At 69.5% G+C, this 21446-nt stretch carries 13 protein-coding genes, 3 pseudogenes and 2 CRISPR repeat arrays; of the genes and pseudogenes, 1 reads left to right on the top strand and 15 read right to left on the bottom strand.

Annotated features, from left to right (window positions below; genetic code table 11):
- Window positions 1-215: 215 nt before the first annotated feature.
- The 15 genes and pseudogenes from MVG78_RS01175 to MVG78_RS01105 all read right to left on the bottom strand — a co-directional run bounded on the left by MVG78_RS01175 (window position 216) and on the right by MVG78_RS01105 (window position 20457).
- Window positions 216-857, bottom strand: a complete 642-nt coding sequence (locus MVG78_RS01175) for a hypothetical protein (protein WP_247557514.1) — start codon at window positions 855-857, stop codon at window positions 216-218.
- 109 nt (window positions 858-966) lie between these two features.
- Window positions 967-1482: a hypothetical protein gene (locus MVG78_RS01170; RefSeq protein WP_247557511.1), complete on the bottom strand. Its 516-nt coding sequence runs from the start codon at window positions 1480-1482 to the stop codon at window positions 967-969.
- Window positions 1479-2741 (bottom strand): 3-phosphoshikimate 1-carboxyvinyltransferase, encoded by a 1263-nt coding sequence (locus MVG78_RS01165; RefSeq protein ID WP_247557509.1) that lies wholly within the window; start codon window positions 2739-2741, stop codon window positions 1479-1481. The genes MVG78_RS01170 and MVG78_RS01165 overlap by 4 nt, the downstream gene beginning before the upstream one ends.
- 87 nt (window positions 2742-2828) lie before the next feature.
- Window positions 2829-3287, bottom strand: a complete 459-nt coding sequence (locus MVG78_RS01160) for an HNH endonuclease (RefSeq protein ID WP_247557506.1) — start codon at window positions 3285-3287, stop codon at window positions 2829-2831.
- A gap of 168 nt (window positions 3288-3455) precedes the next feature.
- Complete coding sequence (gene glgX / locus MVG78_RS01155; RefSeq protein WP_247560239.1) at window positions 3456-5693, bottom strand: glycogen debranching protein GlgX; 2238 nt, start codon at window positions 5691-5693, stop codon at window positions 3456-3458.
- A gap of 284 nt (window positions 5694-5977) precedes the next feature.
- Window positions 5978-8568: direct repeats of the CRISPR family, unit length 29 nt; unit sequence CGGTTCATCCCCGCGCTCGCGGGGAACAC.
- A gap of 37 nt (window positions 8569-8605) precedes the next feature.
- Window positions 8606-9834, bottom strand: a protein-coding gene (locus tag MVG78_RS01150) for an IS3 family transposase (RefSeq protein ID WP_226945907.1) whose coding sequence is annotated in 2 segments (ribosomal slippage) — window positions 8606-9519 and window positions 9519-9834 — 1230 coding nt in all. Because the reading frame shifts where the segments join, the coding sequence is not laid out codon by codon here.
- 82 nt (window positions 9835-9916) lie between these two features.
- Window positions 9917-11228: a CRISPR direct-repeat array (repeat unit 29 nt; unit sequence CGGTTCATCCCCGCGCTCGCGGGGAACAC).
- A 49-nt stretch (window positions 11229-11277) separates the two neighbouring features.
- The gene (gene cas2e / locus MVG78_RS01145) at window positions 11278-11610 is read right to left on the bottom strand and encodes a type I-E CRISPR-associated endoribonuclease Cas2e (RefSeq protein ID WP_247557503.1); all 333 of its coding nucleotides are present in this window, start codon (window positions 11608-11610) and stop codon (window positions 11278-11280) included.
- Window positions 11591-12556 (bottom strand): type I-E CRISPR-associated endonuclease Cas1e, encoded by a 966-nt coding sequence (cas1e, locus tag MVG78_RS01140; protein WP_428480721.1) that lies wholly within the window; start codon window positions 12554-12556, stop codon window positions 11591-11593. The genes cas2e and cas1e overlap by 20 nt, the downstream gene beginning before the upstream one ends.
- Window positions 12556-13256, bottom strand: a pseudogene (cas6e, locus tag MVG78_RS01135) (type I-E CRISPR-associated protein Cas6/Cse3/CasE). Before cas6e ends, cas1e begins: the two are co-directional and overlap by 1 nt.
- Window positions 13253-14020 carry a type I-E CRISPR-associated protein Cas5/CasD gene (gene cas5e, locus MVG78_RS01130; RefSeq protein WP_247557500.1) on the bottom strand — a complete coding sequence of 256 codons (768 nt, stop codon included), beginning with the start codon at window positions 14018-14020 and terminating at the stop codon, window positions 13253-13255. Before cas5e ends, cas6e begins: the two are co-directional and overlap by 4 nt.
- A 4-nt stretch (window positions 14021-14024) precedes the next feature.
- Window positions 14025-15101, bottom strand: coding sequence for a type I-E CRISPR-associated protein Cas7/Cse4/CasC (gene cas7e / locus MVG78_RS01125; RefSeq protein WP_247557498.1), 1077 nt, complete (start codon window positions 15099-15101; stop codon window positions 14025-14027).
- A complete protein-coding gene (gene casB / locus MVG78_RS01120; RefSeq protein ID WP_247557495.1) occupies window positions 15098-15643 on the bottom strand; it encodes a type I-E CRISPR-associated protein Cse2/CasB in 546 nt (181 codons plus the stop codon). Before casB ends, cas7e begins: the two co-directional genes overlap by 4 nt.
- Window positions 15640-17276 (bottom strand): annotated as a pseudogene (casA, locus tag MVG78_RS01115) (type I-E CRISPR-associated protein Cse1/CasA). Before casA ends, casB begins: the two are co-directional and overlap by 4 nt.
- Window positions 17277-17332: 56 nt before the next feature.
- A complete protein-coding gene (cas3, locus tag MVG78_RS01110) occupies window positions 17333-20008 on the bottom strand; it encodes a CRISPR-associated helicase Cas3' (protein WP_247557492.1) in 2676 nt (891 codons plus the stop codon).
- Window positions 20009-20065: 57 nt separating this feature from the next.
- Window positions 20066-20457 (bottom strand): annotated as a pseudogene (locus MVG78_RS01105) (PIN domain-containing protein).
- Window positions 20458-20565: 108 nt separating this feature from the next.
- Between MVG78_RS01105 and MVG78_RS01100 the strand changes: the two are divergent.
- Window positions 20566-21441: a bifunctional helix-turn-helix transcriptional regulator/GNAT family N-acetyltransferase gene (locus MVG78_RS01100; protein ID WP_247557489.1), complete on the top strand. Its 876-nt coding sequence runs from the start codon at window positions 20566-20568 to the stop codon at window positions 21439-21441.
- Window positions 21442-21446: the final 5 nt, after the last annotated feature.

Raw genomic sequence — 21446 nt, 5'->3', positions numbered from 1 at the left:
GTTCCGTGAGATGGATGAGCTATAGATAGGCCGTACGACCGCCCATGCGACGGTTCCGTGATGGTTTCATGGCCGCCGCGCAGCGAATTCGTTCTCATGGTTGCGCCCGGGCCTGGGAAAGGTTGCCGTGTCAGACCCGGACGGGGCGTGCCGCTTGTCTCATAGAGCCTGCAATGTCTCGCTCCCTCGATGGCAGCATCGACGGAGTCGTTCCATCATCCGGCTGGTCGGCATGCCAGCCGTAGCGATGCCGTCGCAGTTGTGCTCAGCCCGCTCGGTCTACCAAAAATGCCGTAGCGGCTCAGATGCGGCAGACGCACAACAACTCGTCCGTCAGCACTCACCGAACGTCCGATGGTCACCTTCCCCCAGCCGGCAGGATAGGTTTCCTCGGCTCCGGCTTGCGTGACACGGGCGAGGCCGCGCGCCGCTTCCATGCCTAGGCACAGAAAGAGGCGCGCCGGTGATTGCTGTAATACCCAGAGCCAGAGCTTCTGACCGAAAGCGATAGCTTCCGCCCTGTTCTGTAGGCGCTGCCAATCCGCGCTGCGAAAGGGGATAAACTGAGCTGCCAGATAGCCATCCGGTGACAACCCTAGCAACTGCTCCATGGCATGGATCTGATTTTGCAGCGGCGAATAAAACTCCGTGCCTTCGGAGCCACGCCATTTCTCTTCATGGTAGGCATTGCCGGCCTCGCTCGACCATAGGCCGAGCCCTTCGTGGGAGCCGCCAGGATTGAGGCCGACGAGACAGACTTCAGCATCGTTCATGCGGGCCGCCGGAGTCGCCATGAAGGACCAGCCAAGCCGGTAACCGAGCCTCTTGTACTCAGCATCGATGTCATCGGGCGTCACGACGGTATCAATGTCCTTGTGTATTCCCGCAGATCATCGCAGCAGGTCCATTCGCATCCTGCAATGGTCGATGGATATTGCATTGGTGGTGGCGCATGATCCGAAGATCTCACTGCCCTGGAAGATCAGGTGGAAGGCGTTGTGCCCTGCTATAGTGCGCATCGCCGCGAACCACCGTACGCTCCGGTGGCAGCGCGAAGGCCGCATGGATGCGCACAAGGCGCCCCGGCGTCATGAGCTGCCGGTCGGCATACAGGACGAAACGTCCGGCAGCCCGCTCATGCACGATGCGCCCACGAGGCCAGGCATCGTATTCGGTGCCCGTGACAAGAGCCTGGAGAGCGGGCAGAGGCAGCGTCAGGACGCGCCGTTGCCAAGCTTCCCAGATATCGGCATGCCCATCGGGCGACGTGTCACAATCGCCATAGGATTCGGCCTCGGCCAGGGCATAGGGCCGCGCGAGCAGATGCACAGCCCTGGCGGCATCGGCGAGAAACCAGAAGATGCCGAGCGATGGTGAGTCGTTCAGGTGACGTTTCCCCGGTGCGATGTGGCTCGGTCTTTCATGGCTTCGCCGGCGTCCTGTCCCAATCGAGTTTCCGGAGGGGTGGGCACGGGCCTTCACCCCTCCGCCCGCATCTCCACCCCCAGCCGCCCCAGATCCCGCCAGAAATCCGGATAGGTCTTCGCCACGCAGCCCGGGTCGAGGATCGTCACCCCCGGCACCATCAGCCCGGCCAGCGCCATGCTCATGGCGATCCGGTGGTCGCCATAGGTCTCGATCCGCGCCGCCCGGAACCCTTCCAGCGGTGCCGGGGTCACCACCAGGTCGTCCCCATCCTCCACCGCCAGCCCGGGCGAGAGCCGCGACAGCTCCGTCGCCATGGCATGCACCCGATCGCATTCCTTCACCCGCAGGTTGGCGATCCCCGTGAAGCGCACCGGCGCGGCGCCGAAGGCCGCCACCACCACCAGGGTCGGCACCGCATCCTGCATCTGCGACCCGTCGATCACCGGCGGCATGGCCCGGAAATCCCGGATCAGCGGAGAGGCCGCCGCATCCGGCTGGGTGAAATCCCCCGCCGCCACGCCCAGGTCGATCGCCCCCCCGGTCAGCGCCTCCGCCGCCCAGAGATAGGTCGCCGCCGAGGCATCCGGCTCCACATGCAGGTCCGCCGCCCGGTAGCCGCCCGGCTGCACCACCCAGGCCGAGCCGCCCTCCGTCTCCACCGAGGCGCCGAAGCGCCGCATCGCCGCCACGGTCAGGTCGATATAGCCCCGCGCCCCGATCGCATCGCCGCGCAGCGCCACCCGCACCGGATGCGCCCCGCAGGCGGCCAGCATCAGCAGCGCGGAGACATACTGGCTCGACAGCCCGGCATCGACCACGACCTCGCGCCCCTCGAAGCCGCCCCCCGCGCCGCCGCGCCCGCGCACCGTCACCGGCGGGCATCCCGTCGGCGCCTCCGCCTCCACCCCCAGGCTCCGCAGCGCCTCCACCAGCGGCGCGATCGGGCGCTTCCGCATATGCGCGTCCCCGGTCAGCACCACCTCTCCCCCTGCCAGCGCCGCCGCCGCCGTCAGGAAGCGCACCGCCGTCCCCGCATTGCCCAGGAAGAGCGGTTCCGCCGGCGCGCGCAGCCGCCCGCTGCCCCGCACCACGAAGCCCGTCTCCTCCGGCTCCTCCACCGCCACCCCCATGGCGCGCAGTGCATTCGCCATGTGCCGCGTGTCGTCGCTCTTCAGCGCGCCCGTCAGCCGGCTTTCCCCCGCCGCCAGCCCGGCCAGCAGCAACGCCCGGTTGGTGATGGATTTCGACCCCGGGGGCGAAACCCGGCCGCGCAGGGGCTGGCCGGGGGGCAGGATGGTCAGGGCTTCGGTCATTGGGGTCCGCTCCGGTCGATGGCGCGAAGAGTAGGGGAGGGGGGCCTATAGCACCCCCGCGCCATCCTGGCGCCGCGCATGGGGTGCCTAGCCCTTGGGCTTCCCCCGGCACCAGCCCAGCTTGTGCGCCCGGTCCACGTTGCAGCGGCGGCAGGCGACGGCGAGGTTGCAGGGACGGTTCCCGCCGCCCTGCTTGCGCGGCAGGATGTGCTCGAAGCTCGGCCGGTCGTCCGGGTCCGGCGCATCCGCATACATCCGCTTGCCGCAATGGCAGCAGCGGTGGTTCTGCTCCGCCGAGAGCCTTTCGCGCAACCGTGGCGAGTTCCAGTCCACGAAGCCGTGCAGCCGCGCCTCCTCCGACAGCAGCGCCCGGTGGTAGGCTTCCCAGTCGTTCACCGCGCTGCTGGTCGGATAGCATTGCCCCCGGTGCCGCGCCCAGGCCGCCTCGCACTCCCGCTCCCGGCGCAGCCGCTCCGCCTCGCGTTCCGCTTCGGAAGCGTCAGGAGGGTCGGTCGCGTCGGGAAGAAAGCTGGGGGTGTCTCGCATCGGTCTGGCGGTGGATGGGGCAGGGCGCACCGAGCATGGCATGCCCGGCAGCCCCTTCACATGGTGTTGTGCAGAGCGTTTCGCCACCCGCGGGAAGCGGGGCCGGAGCGCAAGCGCCGTGGGGGCAGCGCCCCACTTCGCCAGACCCCGGCACCGCCCATCAGACCGTCAGGAAGCCTCGCCCTCTTCCTCGCCCTTCTCTTCCGCCGCCGGGGCAGGGGAGGAGGGCAGCCCCATCACCGGCCGCTCCGTCAGCCCGCGCAAGGCCCGCAGCGTCTGTCGCAGCGCGATGGAATCCCCATCCTCCGGCTCCAGCGCGAAGAGCAGCGCCGAGCGCCCGGTCACCAGGTATTCCTGCCCGGTCTCGAAGCTCTCGATCTCCACGCCTTCCGGCAGGTTCGTGTCCATCAGGCAGTGCCAGGTCGTCCCTCCCACCACCTCGGGCAGGGTGAAGCCCACCACGTCATGGTGCGCGTTCACCACCAGCAGCGCCGTGATGTCCATGGTCGGCCGGTGCAGCCCCGTGGCCCGCGCCCGCCCGTCCAGCAGCATCCCCAGGCACTTGGCGCTGGCATCCTCCCACTCGTGGTCCTCCATCGGCTTGCCGGTCGGCGAGATCCAGGCGACGTCCTTGACGTCCAGCTCCTCGTTCACCCGCCCGGTCAGGAACCGCCCCCGGCGGAGGATCGGCAGCGACTTGCGCAGCGTGATCAGCTTCCGGGTGAAGTTGATCAGGCTCTCGCCGTCCTCGCCGATCCCTTCCCAGTTCACCCAGTTTAGCTCGTTGTCCTGGCAGTAGGTGTTGTTGTTCCCCTCCTGCGTCCGGCCCAGCTCGTCGCCCGCCAGGATCATCGGCGTTCCCTGGCTCAGCAGCAGCGTCGCCAGGAAGTTCCGCTTCTGCCGCTCGCGCAGCTTGTTGATCTCCGGGTCGTCGGTCGGTCCCTCGGCGCCGCAGTTCCAGCTCTTGTTGTCGGAATGGCCGTCGCGCCCCTCCTCGCCATTCGCGTCATTGTGCTTTTCGTTGTAGGAAACGAGGTCGTGCAGACAGAAGCCGTCATGCGCGGTGACGAAGTTCACCGACGACCACGGCCGCCGCCCGCGCTTGTTGAAGGCGTCGCCTGAGGCCGTCAGCCGCGTGGCCATGTCCGGCAGCTTGCCCTCGTCGCCCTTCCAGTACTCGCGCACCGTGTCACGGAACTTGTCGTTCCATTCCGCCCAGCCCGGCGGGAAGCCGCCGACCTGATAGCCGCCCGGCCCGATATCCCAGGGCTCCGCAATCAGCTTCACCGAGCTCAGCACCGGGTCCTGCCGGCAGGAATCCAGGAAGCCGCCGCCCTCGTCGAAGCCATAGGGTTCGCGCCCCAGGATGGTGGCGAGATCGAAGCGGAACCCGTCCACATGCATCTCCTGCACCCAGTAGCGCAGGCTGTCCGTCACCATCTGCAGCACGCGCGGATGCGACAGGTTCACCGTGTTCCCGGTGCCCGTCTCGTTGATGTAGTAGCGCTTCTGGTCCGGGATCAGCCGGTAGTAGGAGGCGTTGTCGATCCCCTTGAACGACAGCGTCGGCCCCTTCTCGTTGCCCTCGGCCGTGTGGTTGTACACCACGTCGAGAATGACCTCGAGCCCGGCATCGTGCAGCCGTGCCACCATCTCCTTGAACTCGGCCAGCGACCCGCTCGCGGAATAGCGCAACTCCGGCGCGAAGAAGCCGATGGTGTTGTAGCCCCAGTAGTTCGCCAGCCCCTTGTCGGTCAGATGCTGGTCCTGCACGAAGGAATGCACCGGCAACAGCTCGACCGAGGTGACGCCGAGCGACCTGATGTAATTGACGATCTCCGGCTGCCCCATCCCCGCATAGGTGCCACGCAGCTCCTCCGGCAGCGCCGGATGCAGCTTCGTGAAGCCCTTCACATGCGTCTCGTAGAAGATCGTGTCCGCCCAGGCGATGTTGGGCCGCCGGTCCTGCCCCCAGGTGAAGGCCGGGTCCACCACGCGGCTCTTGGGCATGAAGGGCGCGCTGTCGCGCTCGTCGAAGCTCAGATCGTCGCCGCCTTCCATCTGGTAGCCGAAATGCGACGGGTCCCATGTCAGGGCGCCCACCAGCCCCTTCGCATAGGGGTCCAGCAGCAGCTTGTTCGGGTTGAAGCGGTGCCCGTTCTCCGGCTCATACGGCCCATGCACGCGATAGCCGTACACCGTCCCCGGCCGCGCATCCGGCAGGTAGCAGTGCCAGACCTCGTCCGTGTATTCCGGCATCACGATCCGCTCCAGCTCCCGCTCGCCCTTGGCGTCGAAGAGGCAGAGCTCGACCTTGGTCGCATGCGCGGAGAACAGCGCGAAATTCACCCCCAACCCGTCCCAGGTCGCCCCGAGAGGAAAAGGGCGGCCTTCTCGCAGCCGCATCTCGCGTTGAATGGCGGCCGCCGCGAATTTCGCGTGGCCAGAGGCGGGCGGAACGTCGGACATGCGCTGGGCGAACCTGCTGTCAGGAGAACATAAACGCCACCGGATCGACGGCGGCCCCTCCAGAACCCCGGCCCTCCCCACGAAGTTTCAGCCTCTCCGCTTCGGTCCATCTTCTGTGGCGCTGCAACAACGCTGTCCGAGGGGAAGGCTCCGCCTTTTGTGTACTCGAATGCTTTCACGGTGCGCTCGTTTACAACGACGGCGCGCCGGCCGTTTCCGGCCGGTTCATCCCCGCGCTCGCGGGGAACACCACGGCGGAGGCGACGTTCCAGCCGCCGGCCATGGTTCATCCCCGCGCTCGCGGGGAACACATGCGGTCGGCGGCCTGCTGCATGGTAAGGCCCGGTTCATCCCCGCGCTCGCGGGGAACACAGCGGCTCGGCGGGGTCCATCCCCTCCGCCAGCGGTTCATCCCCGCGCTCGCGGGGAACACGGCCACGTGGTGATCGACATCGACGACGACAGCGGTTCATCCCCGCGCTCGCGGGGAACACCCCTGCAGGCGCCGGACCAACGCACGGGACTGCGGTTCATCCCCGCGCTCGCGGGGAACACGCCGCGATCGCCTCCAGCACCTCCAGCGGCACCGGTTCATCCCCGCGCTCGCGGGGAACACTTGAGGTCCGTGATGGCGGGCACCTGGGTCGGCGGTTCATCCCCGCGCTCGCGGGGAACACCGGGCCGGCGCCCCGGCCGGCCCGCGTGTCGCCGGTTCATCCCCGCGCTCGCGGGGAACACACCGACGCGATGGTTGAGGCTGGCTTGCAAGCCGGTTCATCCCCGCGCTCGCGGGGAACACCACCTGCGAGAGCATCTTCGGTGATACCCCGGCGGTTCATCCCCGCGCTCGCGGGGAACACACCCCAGGGCGCCCTCCGACCGGAGCGGCGCCCGGTTCATCCCCGCGCTCGCGGGGAACACTGAGGGCGTGTCCGCGCGCGTGGTCTATAAGGCGGTTCATCCCCGCGCTCGCGGGGAACACTCCTCCCTCCCGAACTTTGTTCACGACGCCGCCGGTTCATCCCCGCGCTCGCGGGGAACACTGGATTCCGCGACGCTTGCCGCCTTTGAGCGGCGGTTCATCCCCGCGCTCGCGGGGAACACCCCAGTTAACCGATCGATGTCGAATGACCACGCGGTTCATCCCCGCGCTCGCGGGGAACACTCGAGGGGCAGCGCTGTATCATCGGGATGGACCGGTTCATCCCCGCGCTCGCGGGGAACACTCCTCGCATTTACCGCGAGGAACCTCACCCATCGGTTCATCCCCGCGCTCGCGGGGAACACGCGCGCCGCAACTGCCTCATGTGCCGCAAGCCCGGTTCATCCCCGCGCTCGCGGGGAACACCGCGTGGAGCAGGAATTTTTCCCTCATGCCGCCGGTTCATCCCCGCGCTCGCGGGGAACACCAGGCGGTGGCCTACGGCTCACCGCGCATCGCCGGTTCATCCCCGCGCTCGCGGGGAACACGAATTACCGAATGACTGTCGGCGTTTTGGCGGCGGTTCATCCCCGCGCTCGCGGGGAACACCGGGACAATCCCATGGCCGAGGCGGCCGTGGCGGGTTCATCCCCGCGCTCGCGGGGAACACCGTCCCGATCCGCACCGAAAAAGCCTGAAATCCGGTTCATCCCCGCGCTCGCGGGGAACACTCGCGCGCCAGCTTCAGGGTCTCCGGCAGGTGCGGTTCATCCCCGCGCTCGCGGGGAACACTGAAGATCGGGTCGACGAAGCTGACCGCCGCGCGGTTCATCCCCGCGCTCGCGGGGAACACCCCACATAGGTGCGCAGCGCGGCGCCGGTATCCGGTTCATCCCCGCGCTCGCGGGGAACACGAAGCGAGGGAGGATATGTTTCTTCCCTGTTTCGGTTCATCCCCGCGCTCGCGGGGAACACCCTCCTGGGCTGGCATATGGTGCTTGGTCACTCGGTTCATCCCCGCGCTCGCGGGGAACACTCCCAGACCCGGTATTTCCGGCCGCGCTCGGTCGGTTCATCCCCGCGCTCGCGGGGAACACCCGGTCAGCGCCAGGAAGCCGCCGGAGAAATACGGTTCATCCCCGCGCTCGCGGGGAACACTCCATGTCTCCGGCCAGGATGATTCGCCGAACCGGTTCATCCCCGCGCTCGCGGGGAACACGCCAGGGAGGGCGGGCTGATGCCGGGGCTGACCGGTTCATCCCCGCGCTCGCGGGGAACACTTGGTTAGCGCCAGCGCCGCCTGCCGGTCAGGCGGTTCATCCCCGCGCTCGCGGGGAACACTCCATCCCGTCCGCGTCGGTCGGATCGGCCACCGGTTCATCCCCGCGCTCGCGGGGAACACTCCATGGCGATTGCGTCGATGTGCTAAGTCAGCGGTTCATCCCCGCGCTCGCGGGGAACACCTCGGGCCGCCGCCGCCGAAGGCATCCACGCCCGGTTCATCCCCGCGCTCGCGGGGAACACGGGTCCGGCTTCGGCGGCACGGGTGCCGTGGTCGGTTCATCCCCGCGCTCGCGGGGAACACAGGGTCTCGCACCAGCGGCCCGTTCTCCAGACCGGTTCATCCCCGCGCTCGCGGGGAACACATGCCTTGCGTCCCCTGATCGCCCTTCGCTCCCGGTTCATCCCCGCGCTCGCGGGGAACACACTGGCCCTCTCAGGTTCCCGCCTGAGGGGGCCGGTTCATCCCCGCGCTCGCGGGGAACACCCTCGCTGGAGCATGATCATGGCGAAACTCCCCGGTTCATCCCCGCGCTCGCGGGGAACACTCCCCTAGCCTCTCGCTGGCACGGATGGGGTTCGGTTCATCCCCGCGCTCGCGGGGAACACGAGATCATGTGGCCTTGCCCCACTTTCACGGACACTGTTACGCGGCTGATGCCGCTGTTTGGAATGTCGCTGCCTTCTGCTCGGGGGTGAGATAGCCGAGCGCCGAATGCAGGCGGCGTCGATTGTAGAAGCCCTCCAGATACTGGAACACGTCGGCCCTGGCCTCGTCGCGAGTGAGGTAGTCGCGCTGCTCGACGAGTTCGCCCTTCAGGGTGGCATAGAAGCTCTCCATCGGCGCGTTGTCCCAGCAGTTCCCCTTGCGGCTCATCGAGCAGAGCATGCCGTGCTCGGCGAGCCGGCGGCGATAGCCATGGGCGGCATATTGCACGCCGCGATCCGCATGGTGCAGGAGGCCAGGGGCGGGCCGTCGGCAGGCGATCGCCATGTCGAGTGCGGCCAGGGCGAGTTCGTGGCCGAGGTGGTCCGCCATGGCCCAGCCGACCACGCGGCGCGTGCACAGGTCCAGCACCACGGCCAAGTACAGCCAGCCCTCGGCGGTCCACAGATAGGTCAGATCGGCCAGCCAGACCCGGTCGGGCGCGGCGGCCGTGAAGTCGCGATCGAGCAGGTTGGGGGCGACCGGGAAGGCATGCCGGCTGTCGGTGGTGCACCGGAACCGGCGACCACGCCGTGCCGACAGCCCCATGCCGCGCATCAGCCGCGCCACCCGCTTGCGGCCAACCCGCCGTCCTTGGGCGCGCAGCGCGGCATGCACGCGCGGGCTGCCGTAGCGGCCACGGCTGTCGGCGTGCGTGGCCCGGATCTCGGCTGCGAGGACCCGGTCGGCCGCCGCCTGCCTGCTCTCCGGCCGGCGAGCCCAGTCGTAATAGCCGCTGCGGCTCACGCCCAGCACCTCGCACAGGATGGCAACCGGAAAGACGGCGACGTGATCGCGAATGAAGCCATAGCTCACCTCCGGTCCGTCGCCTGGCCGAAGATGAGCGCCGCTCGCTTTAAGATGTCGCGCTCCATGCGCAACCGCTCGACCTCGCGCCGCAGCCGCCCGATCTCGGCCGCCTGCTCGGCCGGGCTCGGGCCGACGCGACGCGCCGGCGCCGCCGGTGGTGTCGGAACCGCCAGCGCCGGCGCGCCGCTCCCCACCGCCGTGCCCGTCGGCGCCCAGCGCAGCCAGCTGCGCACCAGCCGGTCCGGTAGGCCCAACTCGGCCGCCACCTGCGATACCGACCGCCCACCGCGGACCGCTGCCACCGCCTCCAGCTTGAACGCCTCCGGAAAGAACCGGCGCTTTCCGCTACCCTCTGCCATCCGTACCTCCAGGCCCTTCAGCCTATCAGAGGTGTCCGTCACAGCGGGACAGGGCCAATGGATCAGGTGTCCGACCTGGAGCCCGGTTCATCCCCGCGCTCGCGGGGAACACCAGCAGGCGATTGCCGAGGGCCTTGCTCCAGCCGGTTCATCCCCGCGCTCGCGGGGAACACCCCTCCTCCAGAACCTGTTCGGCTACATGGCCCGGTTCATCCCCGCGCTCGCGGGGAACACTCCCGGTGGCTGGTGCGGAACAACCCCTATGCCGGTTCATCCCCGCGCTCGCGGGGAACACCCAGGTCGGCCCTGGCATTCATCTCTGTTTCCCGGTTCATCCCCGCGCTCGCGGGGAACACAGGACGGAAACCCGCATCTGGCAGGAAGCCGTCGGTTCATCCCCGCGCTCGCGGGGAACACGCGTCCCTGTACACCGCAAGCCCGATATCAGCCGGTTCATCCCCGCGCTCGCGGGGAACACCGGCGGAACCGCCGGAGGAGAAGGGGGTCAACCGGTTCATCCCCGCGCTCGCGGGGAACACGGCGGCGACCGGCGCCGGGTTGCCGTATTTCGCCGGTTCATCCCCGCGCTCGCGGGGAACACACCTGTTGAGCTACCGGGGCTATTACGACCACCGGTTCATCCCCGCGCTCGCGGGGAACACTGGCGGGGCAAACTGGAGATGGCCATCCTGGGCGGTTCATCCCCGCGCTCGCGGGGAACACACCAGGACCGCCCATGGCATCCCGGTGGTGGGCGGTTCATCCCCGCGCTCGCGGGGAACACAAGCCCACGGCAATTGCACCGCCGCCGGAGACCGGTTCATCCCCGCGCTCGCGGGGAACACGAGAGCGGCTCCAGCGCCACCGTGGCACCCAGCGGTTCATCCCCGCGCTCGCGGGGAACACCACCCATGCGTGGCCAGGAACGTGAACAGATCCGGTTCATCCCCGCGCTCGCGGGGAACACAGGGTTGCCGTACCCGCCACGCGGCCCGCCGTCGGTTCATCCCCGCGCTCGCGGGGAACACCTCAAGATCGAGACGAACAAAGGGGAAGACGCCGGTTCATCCCCGCGCTCGCGGGGAACACTTCGATGCAGCGCACGAACTCGCTGGCGGCCCCGGTTCATCCCCGCGCTCGCGGGGAACACATGCGGCGAAGAAAGTTGATCATTTTACCTTCCGGTTCATCCCCGCGCTCGCGGGGAACACACTCTGCCGATTATGAAGAAATGGTCTATATGCGGTTCATCCCCGCGCTCGCGGGGAACACAGCGCATGAGCCTTCTGGACTTGGCGTTTACGCGGTTCATCCCCGCGCTCGCGGGGAACACAAGTCCATGCGACGAATTGGCGATGATCTTAGCGGTTCATCCCCGCGCTCGCGGGGAACACTCTTCCTGTAAGTGGCTGTTTCGATGGTTTTATTCTGCTGTCAAAGAAGCTACCGCCTGGAACGTCTGTTCTGGTCAGATGTGGGCGGCAAGGTAGGGTATGCCGCTTCCGGGCCAAAGGCGACCAGCCGGAACCCGTCCATGTCGGTCGGCACACGCCGATTTCGCCCACATGTCTCAAACAGGAATCCGGCATCGGTCGGAGCGGCCCAGGCCATGACGGCGTTGCCTTCCTCGATACCTGACTGCACCTGCTCCCAGATCATTTCCCGCACGCGCCGGCCATAGGTGCCGACATAGACCCCGGCCCGGATCTCCAGAAGCCAGACCGCCAGCCTTCCCCGCAGGCGAGGCGGCGCGTTTTCAACCACGATGACCAGCATCACCCAAACCCGGCGGAGCCTCGAAGGCCACAGGCATCGCTTCCTCGGGTGCGGCCGGCAGTGGCAGGCCCCCGGCTGCAAGAACCTCTTCGATGAGAGGAATCAACTTTCCCAGCACATCGCTCCGCCGGAACGCGTCGCGACAGCGGCGGCGCACTTCGGCCACGGGATCGCGCACCGGTTGTCCGTCCAGCGGCCGTCCCGCCTCAAAGGCGGCACAGACGCGGAAGGCCTCCGGCACCACCGTCTCGAACTTCAGGATGTCGGCGATGTCGTAGACGAAGCTCTGTGGCTTGCCGGTGTGCAGGAAGCCGATGGCAGGAGCATAGCCTGCCGCCAGCACCGCCGCCTCGGTCACGCCGTAGAGGGCGGCGGTCGCGGCGGAAAGGCAGCGATTCACCGTGTTCGAGACATCCCATGCCTGGGGATCGTAGCGCCGTCCCTCCCAGGCGACGCCGTGCCGCTGCGCCAGCAGCTTGTAGGTCTCGCGCACCCGCACGCCCTCGATGCCGCGAAGCTGCTCCACCGATCGACGCGCTGGCGCGTCCTCACCGAAACGCAGTGCGTACATCTTGCGCACCACCCGCAGTCTGGCCTCGTCGTCGAGCGCGAGCCGAGCCTGCAGCAGCAGCCGATCGGCCCGCGCACCCCCGGGCTGGCCGGCGGCGTAGAGGCGCACGCCAGCCTCCCCTACCCAGATGAGCAGCGTGCCGGCGCGGGCTGCGAGCACCACCGCGGCGTGGCTGACACGGGTGCCCGGCTCCAGCATCAGGCACACGAGTCCACCTACCGGGATGTGCAGGCGCACACCTTTTTCGTCCACAAGCACGAAGGCGCCATCGAGCACGTCCAGCCGCCCCTTCTCGACGAAGAGAATGGAGGCACGCTCGCGGATCGGGATGGGCCGGGGCGGTGGCAGGCCGGGGATTGGACGCGTAATGGACATCAGGGCCTGGCGCGGCGGATCAGCATCAGGCCGAGACCGAAGGCACGAGCCTTGCCGAAGCCGGTGGCAATGGCAGAGAGGAAGCGCGGCGGGTCCTCTACCGTCAGCGTGCCCTCGAACTCCAACACGCCGAAGACCGCTGCTCCACCCCCTCTCGCGGCACCTGCCGGCGCTCGTAGCCATCCACCGCCACATCCCCATTCAGGCGGAAGCCATGCCGATCCCCTTGCCTCGCCATCCAGGCACGCCCAGCCTCAATGACCTTCGCAGGCCGCTCTTCGGCTCGCCCCGGCCCTGGCGGCACCTGGCGCAGAGCGTCCATCACCACGTCGTGCCGCTGGCCTCGCCGGCCCGGTCCGGCGGGGCGGGACACCACGGGGTTGGCCCGCAGCGCGAAGCCCAGCCGGTCGCCGGGTGCCAGGACCGGCGCGAAGGGACGGCTTTCCAGCGCGAAGAGGCCGGTGGCGTCCTCGGGAGGACGGGCGGAGAGGGCGAGGAAGCGGCCCGGTGCCTCCTCCCGCCACAGGAAGTCGCGGCGACGCTCCGGCCCGTCAGAGAAGACGGACCAGATCAGATGGTGCCCTGCCGCGGCCCGCGGTCCCGTTCCCTCCGGCACCAGCAGCCGCGCCAGCGCCGCGACCGGCGCTTCCTGCCGCAGCCGGATGCGGGACAGCCAGAGCTCCCCCAGGGGCCCGCTCATGTCGCCGTCCCGCGCAGCACGGCTTCCGGCCGCAGGTCGAACTGCCAGCGGCGGCGGGAACGCGGCTGGTCGCGCCGCATCTCGACCCGCAGCAGGCGCGGGCCATCTCCCGCATCGGCCGCGTCGAGCACGATCAGCGGATCGGCGGGCTGGTCGGCCAGCGTGCCGCGGAGGGGAACCTCGCGCCAGCCGGTCTGGGGCAGGAGCAAGCGCGCCTCCGGCCCCTCGGCGTGGCGGTGCTCCAGTGCCGCCACGGGATTCTCCGCCTCCGTCACCTCAGGGGCGAGCGGCAGGCCCAGCGGGCAGGACTTGCGGCCGAGATAAGGCACAAAGGCCGGCCGTTCCATGGCCTCCCGCAGCCGCTCCAGCGGCCAGCGTGGTTCCTCCCTCCGAGCCCACAGGGCGCCGAGATGCCAGGCGCCGCTGCGGTAGTCCCGCCGGGACAGGACCGTGTTCAGGTCCCGCGAGGCCAGTTCCTCTGCCCGGGTCGCAAAGCGCCGGTTGCGCGCGGCGGGCGGCATCTGGGCCGTGTGATAGTCCGGCAGGAGCTGGCCAGGGGCGTGGCAGAGCAGGGCCAGCCCGTAATCCGCGGCCAGCGCCGCCTGTCCCGCATCGTCCTCGCGCTCCACGCCGAGGCAGGCACCAAGCAGGCCGAGCACGGCCGAACGCGCCGGGCGGTCCCAGCCTCCGCGCCGTTCCCCCACCGCGATGCCGCCGAAGGAGGCGAGGGGCGCGACGAGGGCGAAGGTGAGATAAGCGGACACCGGCTCAGCCGCGCGCGAATGCGATGATGTCGGCCAGCGTGCCCTCGCCGCCCACCACCATCTCGGCCGAAGCCTCGGCGGCGCTGCCGTAGGCCTTGTCGAGGGCGGCGCGGAAGGCGCGCAGCCGGGCGATCGAGGCGCCCATGATGCCGCCTATGCTGTCAGGGCCGTGCCTATCCTCCGGCTCCACGGGGCTGGCGAAGGCGCCGGCGAGCGTCCGCGGCTGGCGAGCGCCGCGCTCGGCCAGCACGTAGCCGGCGCGGCCATGCGCGGCGAAGGCGTTCTGCTTGCCGCGGGGCGCGACGGTCGCCGCCGCCTCGGCCAGCGCGCCGAGGGCAGTGGCGGCCAGCGCCGCATCGCCGCCGAGATTGCGCGCCAACAGCGCGGTGTCGACACAGAGATAGAGGTAGAACACGCCGGAGCCGAAGGCGGCCTCGCCGAGGAAGCCGGCGCCCGCATCCTCGCTCGGGCGCTTCAGGTCGTCCACGGCGGTGTAGTAGTCGTCCTCGACCGTGACGCGATGGGTGGTGATGGCGTGCGCCACCTGCGCCGCGGCCTCGCGGTTATAGTCCGGACTGTCCGCCAGCATGCGGCCGAAGAGCGCGATGTCGGCCGCCGTATCCGTGCGGCGCAGCAGGCCGGCCGCCTTCGCAGCAGCCTCGTCCACCTTCTCCCCGGCAAGGGCACGGTCGGCCAGCGCCAGAGCGGCCGCGCGCTCCTCGGGCGCCACGAAAGCGAGCTGCTCGATGCGCGCGGGGTTCTTGTCCTTCGCGTCCTTCACTTTGCCGAACACGCCGGCGACGGCACGGGCGACGGCCACCGCCTTGTCCTCCGCCATGCCGCCCGCCTTGAGGTGGTCCAGCACATCCTCACCCAGGCGCTGGGTGCGGTGGCCCATATGGTCCGCCAGCGCCTCCGCGAAGACCTCGGAGGTGCGCCAGGCGCGCTTGAGCGCCTGGGAGGACAGGCGCAATCGCGTGGCGCCACCCACCACGGCGGTCTTGGGCCGTCCGGTGTCGTCGCGGTTGAGGTTGGCGGGCGGAAAGAAGGTGAGGAGGTGGAGCTGCAGGAAGCGGCTCATGCGGCATCGTCCTTGTTGGGCGCGGTCATCGGGGTACGGGCGGCGGGCTGGCCGACGCCCCAGTAGTCATAGGTCCAGCGGCGGCGGCGATCCTCTGTCCAGTCGAGCAGTGCCGCGGACAGGTCACGCAGGTTGAGCGCGCCGCCGGCCAGCGCGACAAGGCGCCGCATCGCGGCCAGCCGCTCGTCCGGCGTAACGGCCGTCATCAGCCGCTGAAAGCGCAGCGGCTTCATCAGGGCGGTCTCCAGCGCCTCCGGCCCGCCCTGCGGGCCGATCTGCCGCGCCACGGTCATTCCTGGTCGGTCCTCCCGCAGATGCGCCAGCACGGCGGCGGTCAAGGCCACCTCCACCAGGGCATCAGGGTGGCGGACGTCGCAGCGACGGGCGAGGTCGATGGTGGCGGTCTCGTTCATCGCGTCCGCGACGCTGCCGCAGCGGCGCAGGCGAGCCAGGGCACCACGGTCACCCGCGCGGCGCGGCGGGTCGGGTTGCAGGTCACGCCACCAGGCGGTGGCGGCGGAAACCTTCTCATCGCGGGTCACGGGGCATTCCTCTTCTTCTGGGCCGCCGGAACCGGCAGGGGCAGGCCAAGGATCCCGAACAGCGCGGCGCCGTCCTTGCCGAAGCCTGTCAGGGCGAAGAGCAGGCGACGGCGCGCGGCGGCGATGCGTGGAGCGGCCGATGCCATGCTGGTCTCGGGACGAAGCGGTGCGGCCTCGTCGAACAGGCTCAGCGCCACCTCGCGCAGCAGGCGCAGCCACCGGGTCTTCGCGTCTGCCTCCGGCTCCTCGCCCTGGTGCAGCAGCGCGGCAAAGAAGGCGGGCTCGGTACGCTCCCAGAGCCGTTCCCGCTGGCTGGCCAGGAGTTCGGCATCGAGCTTCACCGTGGCGCCGGCCGAGAACAACGCCTGACGCACCGCGTTCCGCAACGCTCCGGCCACGAGGTCGGCCGAGCGCACCAGGGCCCGTGCGAGCTCGTCCTGCGCCTCTGGATCAGAGGCGCCGGGCAACGGCATCTCGCTCTCCACGAAGCCGCGGGCCTTCATGTTGTCCATGTCGTAGCCGGCGGCGAGCAGTCGGGTGTGCGGGCTGAGGTCAGTGGCACGCCGACCCGTGCGTCGCCAGGCGGTGACGACCGCAGCCGGGGTACGCAGCCCGCCATCACCCTCCGTCACCAGGCCGAGCCAGTGACGATAGCCAATGCCGCCGGGTTGCGGGTGCAGGGGCAGTACCTCACTGCCGGGCTTGAGCTGGTAGTGTGGTGTCAGGGGGTGGCGGCCGCCCCAGGCGGCGTAGTTCGGCCCTCGCGGCCGCTGCCGCCAGCCGGTGACGCGCACTGCGTCGGGCGCGCCGGTCAGACCGCAGGGCATCGGCGTAGCACTGGCAGCAAAGTCCAGGCGGATGCGGCGCGGCATCCCCCACCAGCATTGCAGCGGATGGGCGTTTCCCTCGGGCACCACCACCGTCGCGCCCTCGGAGGTGATGGTTGGTGCCAGCCAGGGAAAGACGCGCGGCAGGTCCTCCGGTGCCGGTGCTTCCCCCACCAGGACATTGGCCCAGAGCAGGTGCCACAGCGTCTCCGCCTTGCCGGGCGCCACCAGCGTCACCATCGGGCCGCCACCGCGCAGCCCGGTGCGGTTGCCGGCACCCCCGCCGGCGCCCAGGACTGAAAGGTGTAGAGCGCCATCGCCGCCGCGGGGCGACCGAGCGCGGCAAAGCGGTTGCGGCGCACCAGCAGATCGGTGTTCTTGCTGATGGTGCTACCGCCGGGGCTCTCGATCAGCAGCCGTTCCACGGGCTCGGAATCGGAGACGAGTTCCTCGCGGTCCTGCAGGAAGCGCGGGCCAGGGCCGTCGAGATCGAAGGCGTGCGCGATCGGCGCGAAGGCCGCGTCCAGTTCCTCCGGCGTCGGCGGTGTGTCCCAGCCGTCCAGCCAGTCATTGTGCTCGGCGGGTGGGAAGGCGGTGGACAGCAGGCCGATCAGGAATTCCAGCCCGGCCACGCGGAAGTCGGCACGCGGCCAGTCGAGGGCCACAACGGGGTCCTCGGCTATGCGGTCTGTGAGTTGAGCAGGGCGGATGGTGTCCCGCGCGCCGCTGCGGCGCAGGACCGGGAGCCAAGTGGCAGCGAGGAGGTTGAAAAGCGTGGCTGGGAACGCTGTGTTCTGGGGCTCCACTGTTCCTCCACAGGATTCGCCGTTCCTGTAGAGGCTGGAGAGCGAATTACGGAACGTCAATCCGCATCGGAATCATTCCTTCCAGCACCCTCCCACGTCAGGCCCGAGGTTTTTCCATACCGCAGGCTGACCAAGGCGCCCGCCTCTGAAACGGCATCAATGCAGCCATCCTCTGTCAACACCGCCAGCAGATGCCGTGGCGACTCCCGCTCCCACCGCCCCCAGCTCGCTTTTGCCTTCTCAACCGCTGCCTCCAGCCCCACCGGCACCGGACAGGCCGCGACGCGGTGGCGCGCCACGCTGACTTCCGACAGTGCCCATGCCCTTCGCAGGTCGAGGTCGTCGGCATAGGGCACCACGACCCCGTCCCGGACCACCGCCAAGCGCAGCGTCACCGTCTCCCGCTCCTCCAGCCGCGTCGGCGTTCGGGTGTCGGGCTCCCAGGCGCCGTGCTCGCGCTTGTAGCCCTTCCACACGTCCAACACGTTCTGCGCTGCCAGGCCGGTGGCGGAATGCGCCTTCCCCTCCGCTTCTTCCGCGGCACGGGTCAGGGCGGGCGGGACGGAGCCGGGGGAATCCCGGTCGTAGGCCGCCTCGATCAGCGGCCGCATGTCATCGGGCGTCACGATCGCACCGCGCCCGAACACCTCACGCGCCGTACGCCACAGCAAGGCTGGATCGCGATACACCGCCGCCGTGCCCGGCAGGGCGTCGCGCAGCCACCCGACGGGCGGTTCCGCCACCGGCTCGGGCGAGATCACCAGCAGTTCCGGTCCCGGCACCGGGCGTGGGCCGCGATCATGCCGCCATAGCCGCCCGGCGCGCTGGATCAGCAGGTCCATCGGCGCGAGATCCGTCACCAGCAGGTCGAAATCTAGGTCGAGCGACTGCTCCACCACCTGGGTCGCCACCAGCACACCGCGCCGCCCCGCCGGGTCACCGTCGCGGCCGAAGCGGCGCAGCACCTCTGCCTCCACCCGCAGACGGTCCACCATGGCGAAGCGGGCGTGGAACAGGATCGGGTCGAGGCCCTGTGCGCGCAGCGTGGCCGCCGCCGCGATCGCATCGTCCACGGTATTGCGGACCCAGGCCACGGCGGCACCGGCCGACGCGGCTTCCGCGATCCGTACGATCGATGCTGCCTGATCGGGCAGGCGGGTGATGGCGACACGCCTCGGCAGGCCTTCGCGCGGGGCGCAGGGCGTCTCGATAGCATCCGAAGCGCTCACGAGCGTTGCCAGCGGGTAGGCCGTGGCGGAGAGCGCGGTGCGCGACGCCTCCAGCCCCTCGCGGAAGGCGTCCACAAGCCCCTGCCGCACCGCCCTCGGCAGGGTAGCTGAGAGCAGGATCGCCGAGCCGCCCAACGCCGCGTGGAAGCGAAGCAATGCCCGCAATTCGCGATTCATGTAGGGGTCGAAGGCATGGGCCTCGTCCACGATCAGCACCTTGCCGGCCAGTCCGCGCTGCCGCAGCGCCGCGTGGCGCACCGGCAGCACCGACAGCAAGGCCTGGTCGATCGTTCCCACCCCCACCTGGGCCAGCAGGGCGCGGCGGCGATCATCAGCCAGCCAGGCGGCGCAATGTGCCTCGGCTGTCTCGTCTGCGGGATCGGAGGGGGCGCGGCCACGGTCGGGTGCTGCGGCCATGTCGTCCTCGCGGGCGATGGCGGCGCGGAAGCGTGGATCGAGATCGGCACGGCCATGCGCCAGGGCGAGGGAGGGTTGCGCTGAGACCGCGAAGAGCCGGTGGTAGGCCCCGGCCAGGCGACCAAACATGGCCCCGGCGGTCGCCATGGTCGGGAGGGCGAGGAACAGTCCGTCGGCCCGCCCGCCCGCCATGAGCCTATGAGCCAGGGTCAGCGCCGCCTCGGTCTTGCCGCTGCCCGTCATGTCTTCGATCACGGCCAGGAGCGGGCCGGGCTGCAGTGGCGCGGTTTCCGCCCAAGCCTGGACAGGGGTGGGTTGGTGGATGCCAGGGAACAGGCGTCGCACGCCGCCGAAGGGTGCCACCCTGGCGCTGCCCAGCCCTGCCACCTCGATCGCACGCGCCGCACGCGGCAGAGCTTGATTCCAAAGGTAGCCAGCTGGATCGTCCAGCGCCTCTGGCGCCGCATAGGGGAACCACTCCTGCCGGGAACCGATCCAATCCGACAGGGTGACGAGGCCGGCCAGTTGCCAGCCCAGGCGTTCCACGGCGCGATCTCCGCCCGGCCAGGGGAGAGGTGGCGGCCGGAAGACATCCAGCATGGCGACAACAAAAGCCTTCGCCGCGGCGGTCGCCTGGGGTCCGAGTTCGGTTTCGCCGGGAGTGCGTGCGAGATCGGCTGGACGGCCATGATGCCCTGCCAGGGCATGCAACAGGGGATTGGGCCAGCTTCGCCGTCCCTTGGCGTCTGGCAGGAAGGCTGGCGTCAGTTCCGCCCGCAAGGTGCTGGCAAGGAGGTGCAGGCCCATGGCGTCGTGTGGGAAGCCCGGAACAGATCCAGGCAGAGGACCAAGGAGAGCATCGGGCCAATGATCGGACGCTTGCGCCTGGAAGGCCCGCGAGATCTTTCCGATGTCGTGCAGGGCCACAAGGAAGCCCAGGCATCGTCTGTCGATACTCAGCCGATCTGCGTCCGGCAGGAGCATCGCGACGGCGGCGACATCAAGGGAGTGAGCCAGAAGGGGGTGAGCCGCGACGGCCGCGCCGAGGGCAGGACGAGCTTTTCCCCAGAGTGATGAAAGCTTCATGAGTGACAATAACACCCTGGGAACAAACCTGTCCGTTGCGATCTGGGTTAGGGATCTTCACGCCCCTGCCAACCAGTCCTCGCAGCGCGGCCCCTCCAGCCGGCCGAACTCGCCCAGGTTGCCCGTCACCACCACCAGCCCGCGGCTGCGCGCACGGCCGGCGACCATCAGGTCATAGGGGCCGATCACCCCGCCGCATCGCCGTCGAAGGGCAGCACGCCCAGCCGGGCCGCGAGGCGCTCCACCTCCCTGCGTACTTCCGCGGGCCTGGCCGAGCATTCCGCTCCGTAGAGCACCACGTCCGACGTGCAGAGCGCCTCGGCCTCGGCGTTGAAGCGCTCCCGCAGGCCGGCCAGGTGGTCGCGCAGCACCCGGATGCGCAGGTTGGTGTCGAGCCCGGGATGACGGCGGAGCGGCCGCCCAGCAACGTCTCGGCCCCAGGATGGCAGCGGAAGGAGGAGCCGATGATGGGGTTGAGCGACCAATGGCCAGCCACGGAGCGTCACCTCGATCCAGCCCGATTGACGCCGGAACTTATCTGACTAAAGTCAGACATCATGCCCCTCGACCCGATCAGCCGCTTCCGCCGCTTCAGCCGTGCCGTCACCCGGGAGGTCGGGGCGCTCGACACGTCCTTTCTCGGCCGTGGCCGCCCGCTCGGCGCGGCCCGCGTGCTCAACGCCATTGGCCATGGCCGCACGGATGTGGCCGCGATCCGCGACTATCTGGGCCTGGATTCCGGCCTGATGAGCCGTCTGCTCCGCAGCCTGGAGGAAGAGGGCCTCGTCACCACCGGTCCGCACCCCGCCGATGCCCGACGCCGCATCGCCCGGCTGACCGGGGCGGGCGAGCAGGAATTCGCGGCTTATGAGGAAATCTCGAACGACCGGGCCGCGTCCCTGCTCGCCCGCACCCCGAGGGCCGAGGCACTGCTCCAGGCCATGGACATCGTCGCCGTCGCCTTGGGCCGGGACGATCTCGTCATCGAGGAAGCCGACCCCCGTGGCGAGGCCGCGCGTCACTGCCTCGGCGAGTACTATGCCGAACTCGGCCGCCGCTTCGAGAGGGGCTTCGACGTCTCGCTCTCCCGCGACCCCGAGGCCACCGACATGATCCGGCCCCGGGGCGGCTTCTTCCTGGCCATGTCGGACGGCCTTCCCCTCGGCTGCGTCGGGCTCAAGGGCACGGGCAAGGAATGGGCGGAGATCAAGCGCCTCTGGGTCTCGCCCGCCGCGCGCGGCCTGGGCGTCGCGCGGCGCCTCATGGAGGCCGCCGAGGCCGCCGCCCGCGAACTCTCGATCGCCGTCCTCCGCCTCGACACCAACCGCGCACTGCCGGAGGCCATGCAGCTCTACCGCGGCAGCGGCTGGAAGGAGATCCCGCGCTTCAACGACGACCCCTATCCGGACACCTTCTTCGAGAAGCGGCTCTGAAGGAA

The organism is Roseomonas gilardii subsp. gilardii, from assembly GCF_023078375.1.
Lineage (GTDB): Bacteria > Pseudomonadota > Alphaproteobacteria > Acetobacterales > Acetobacteraceae > Roseomonas > Roseomonas gilardii.
The sequence above is the reverse complement of the archived record's forward strand: the minus strand, read 5'-3'. Positions and strand labels throughout refer to the sequence as shown.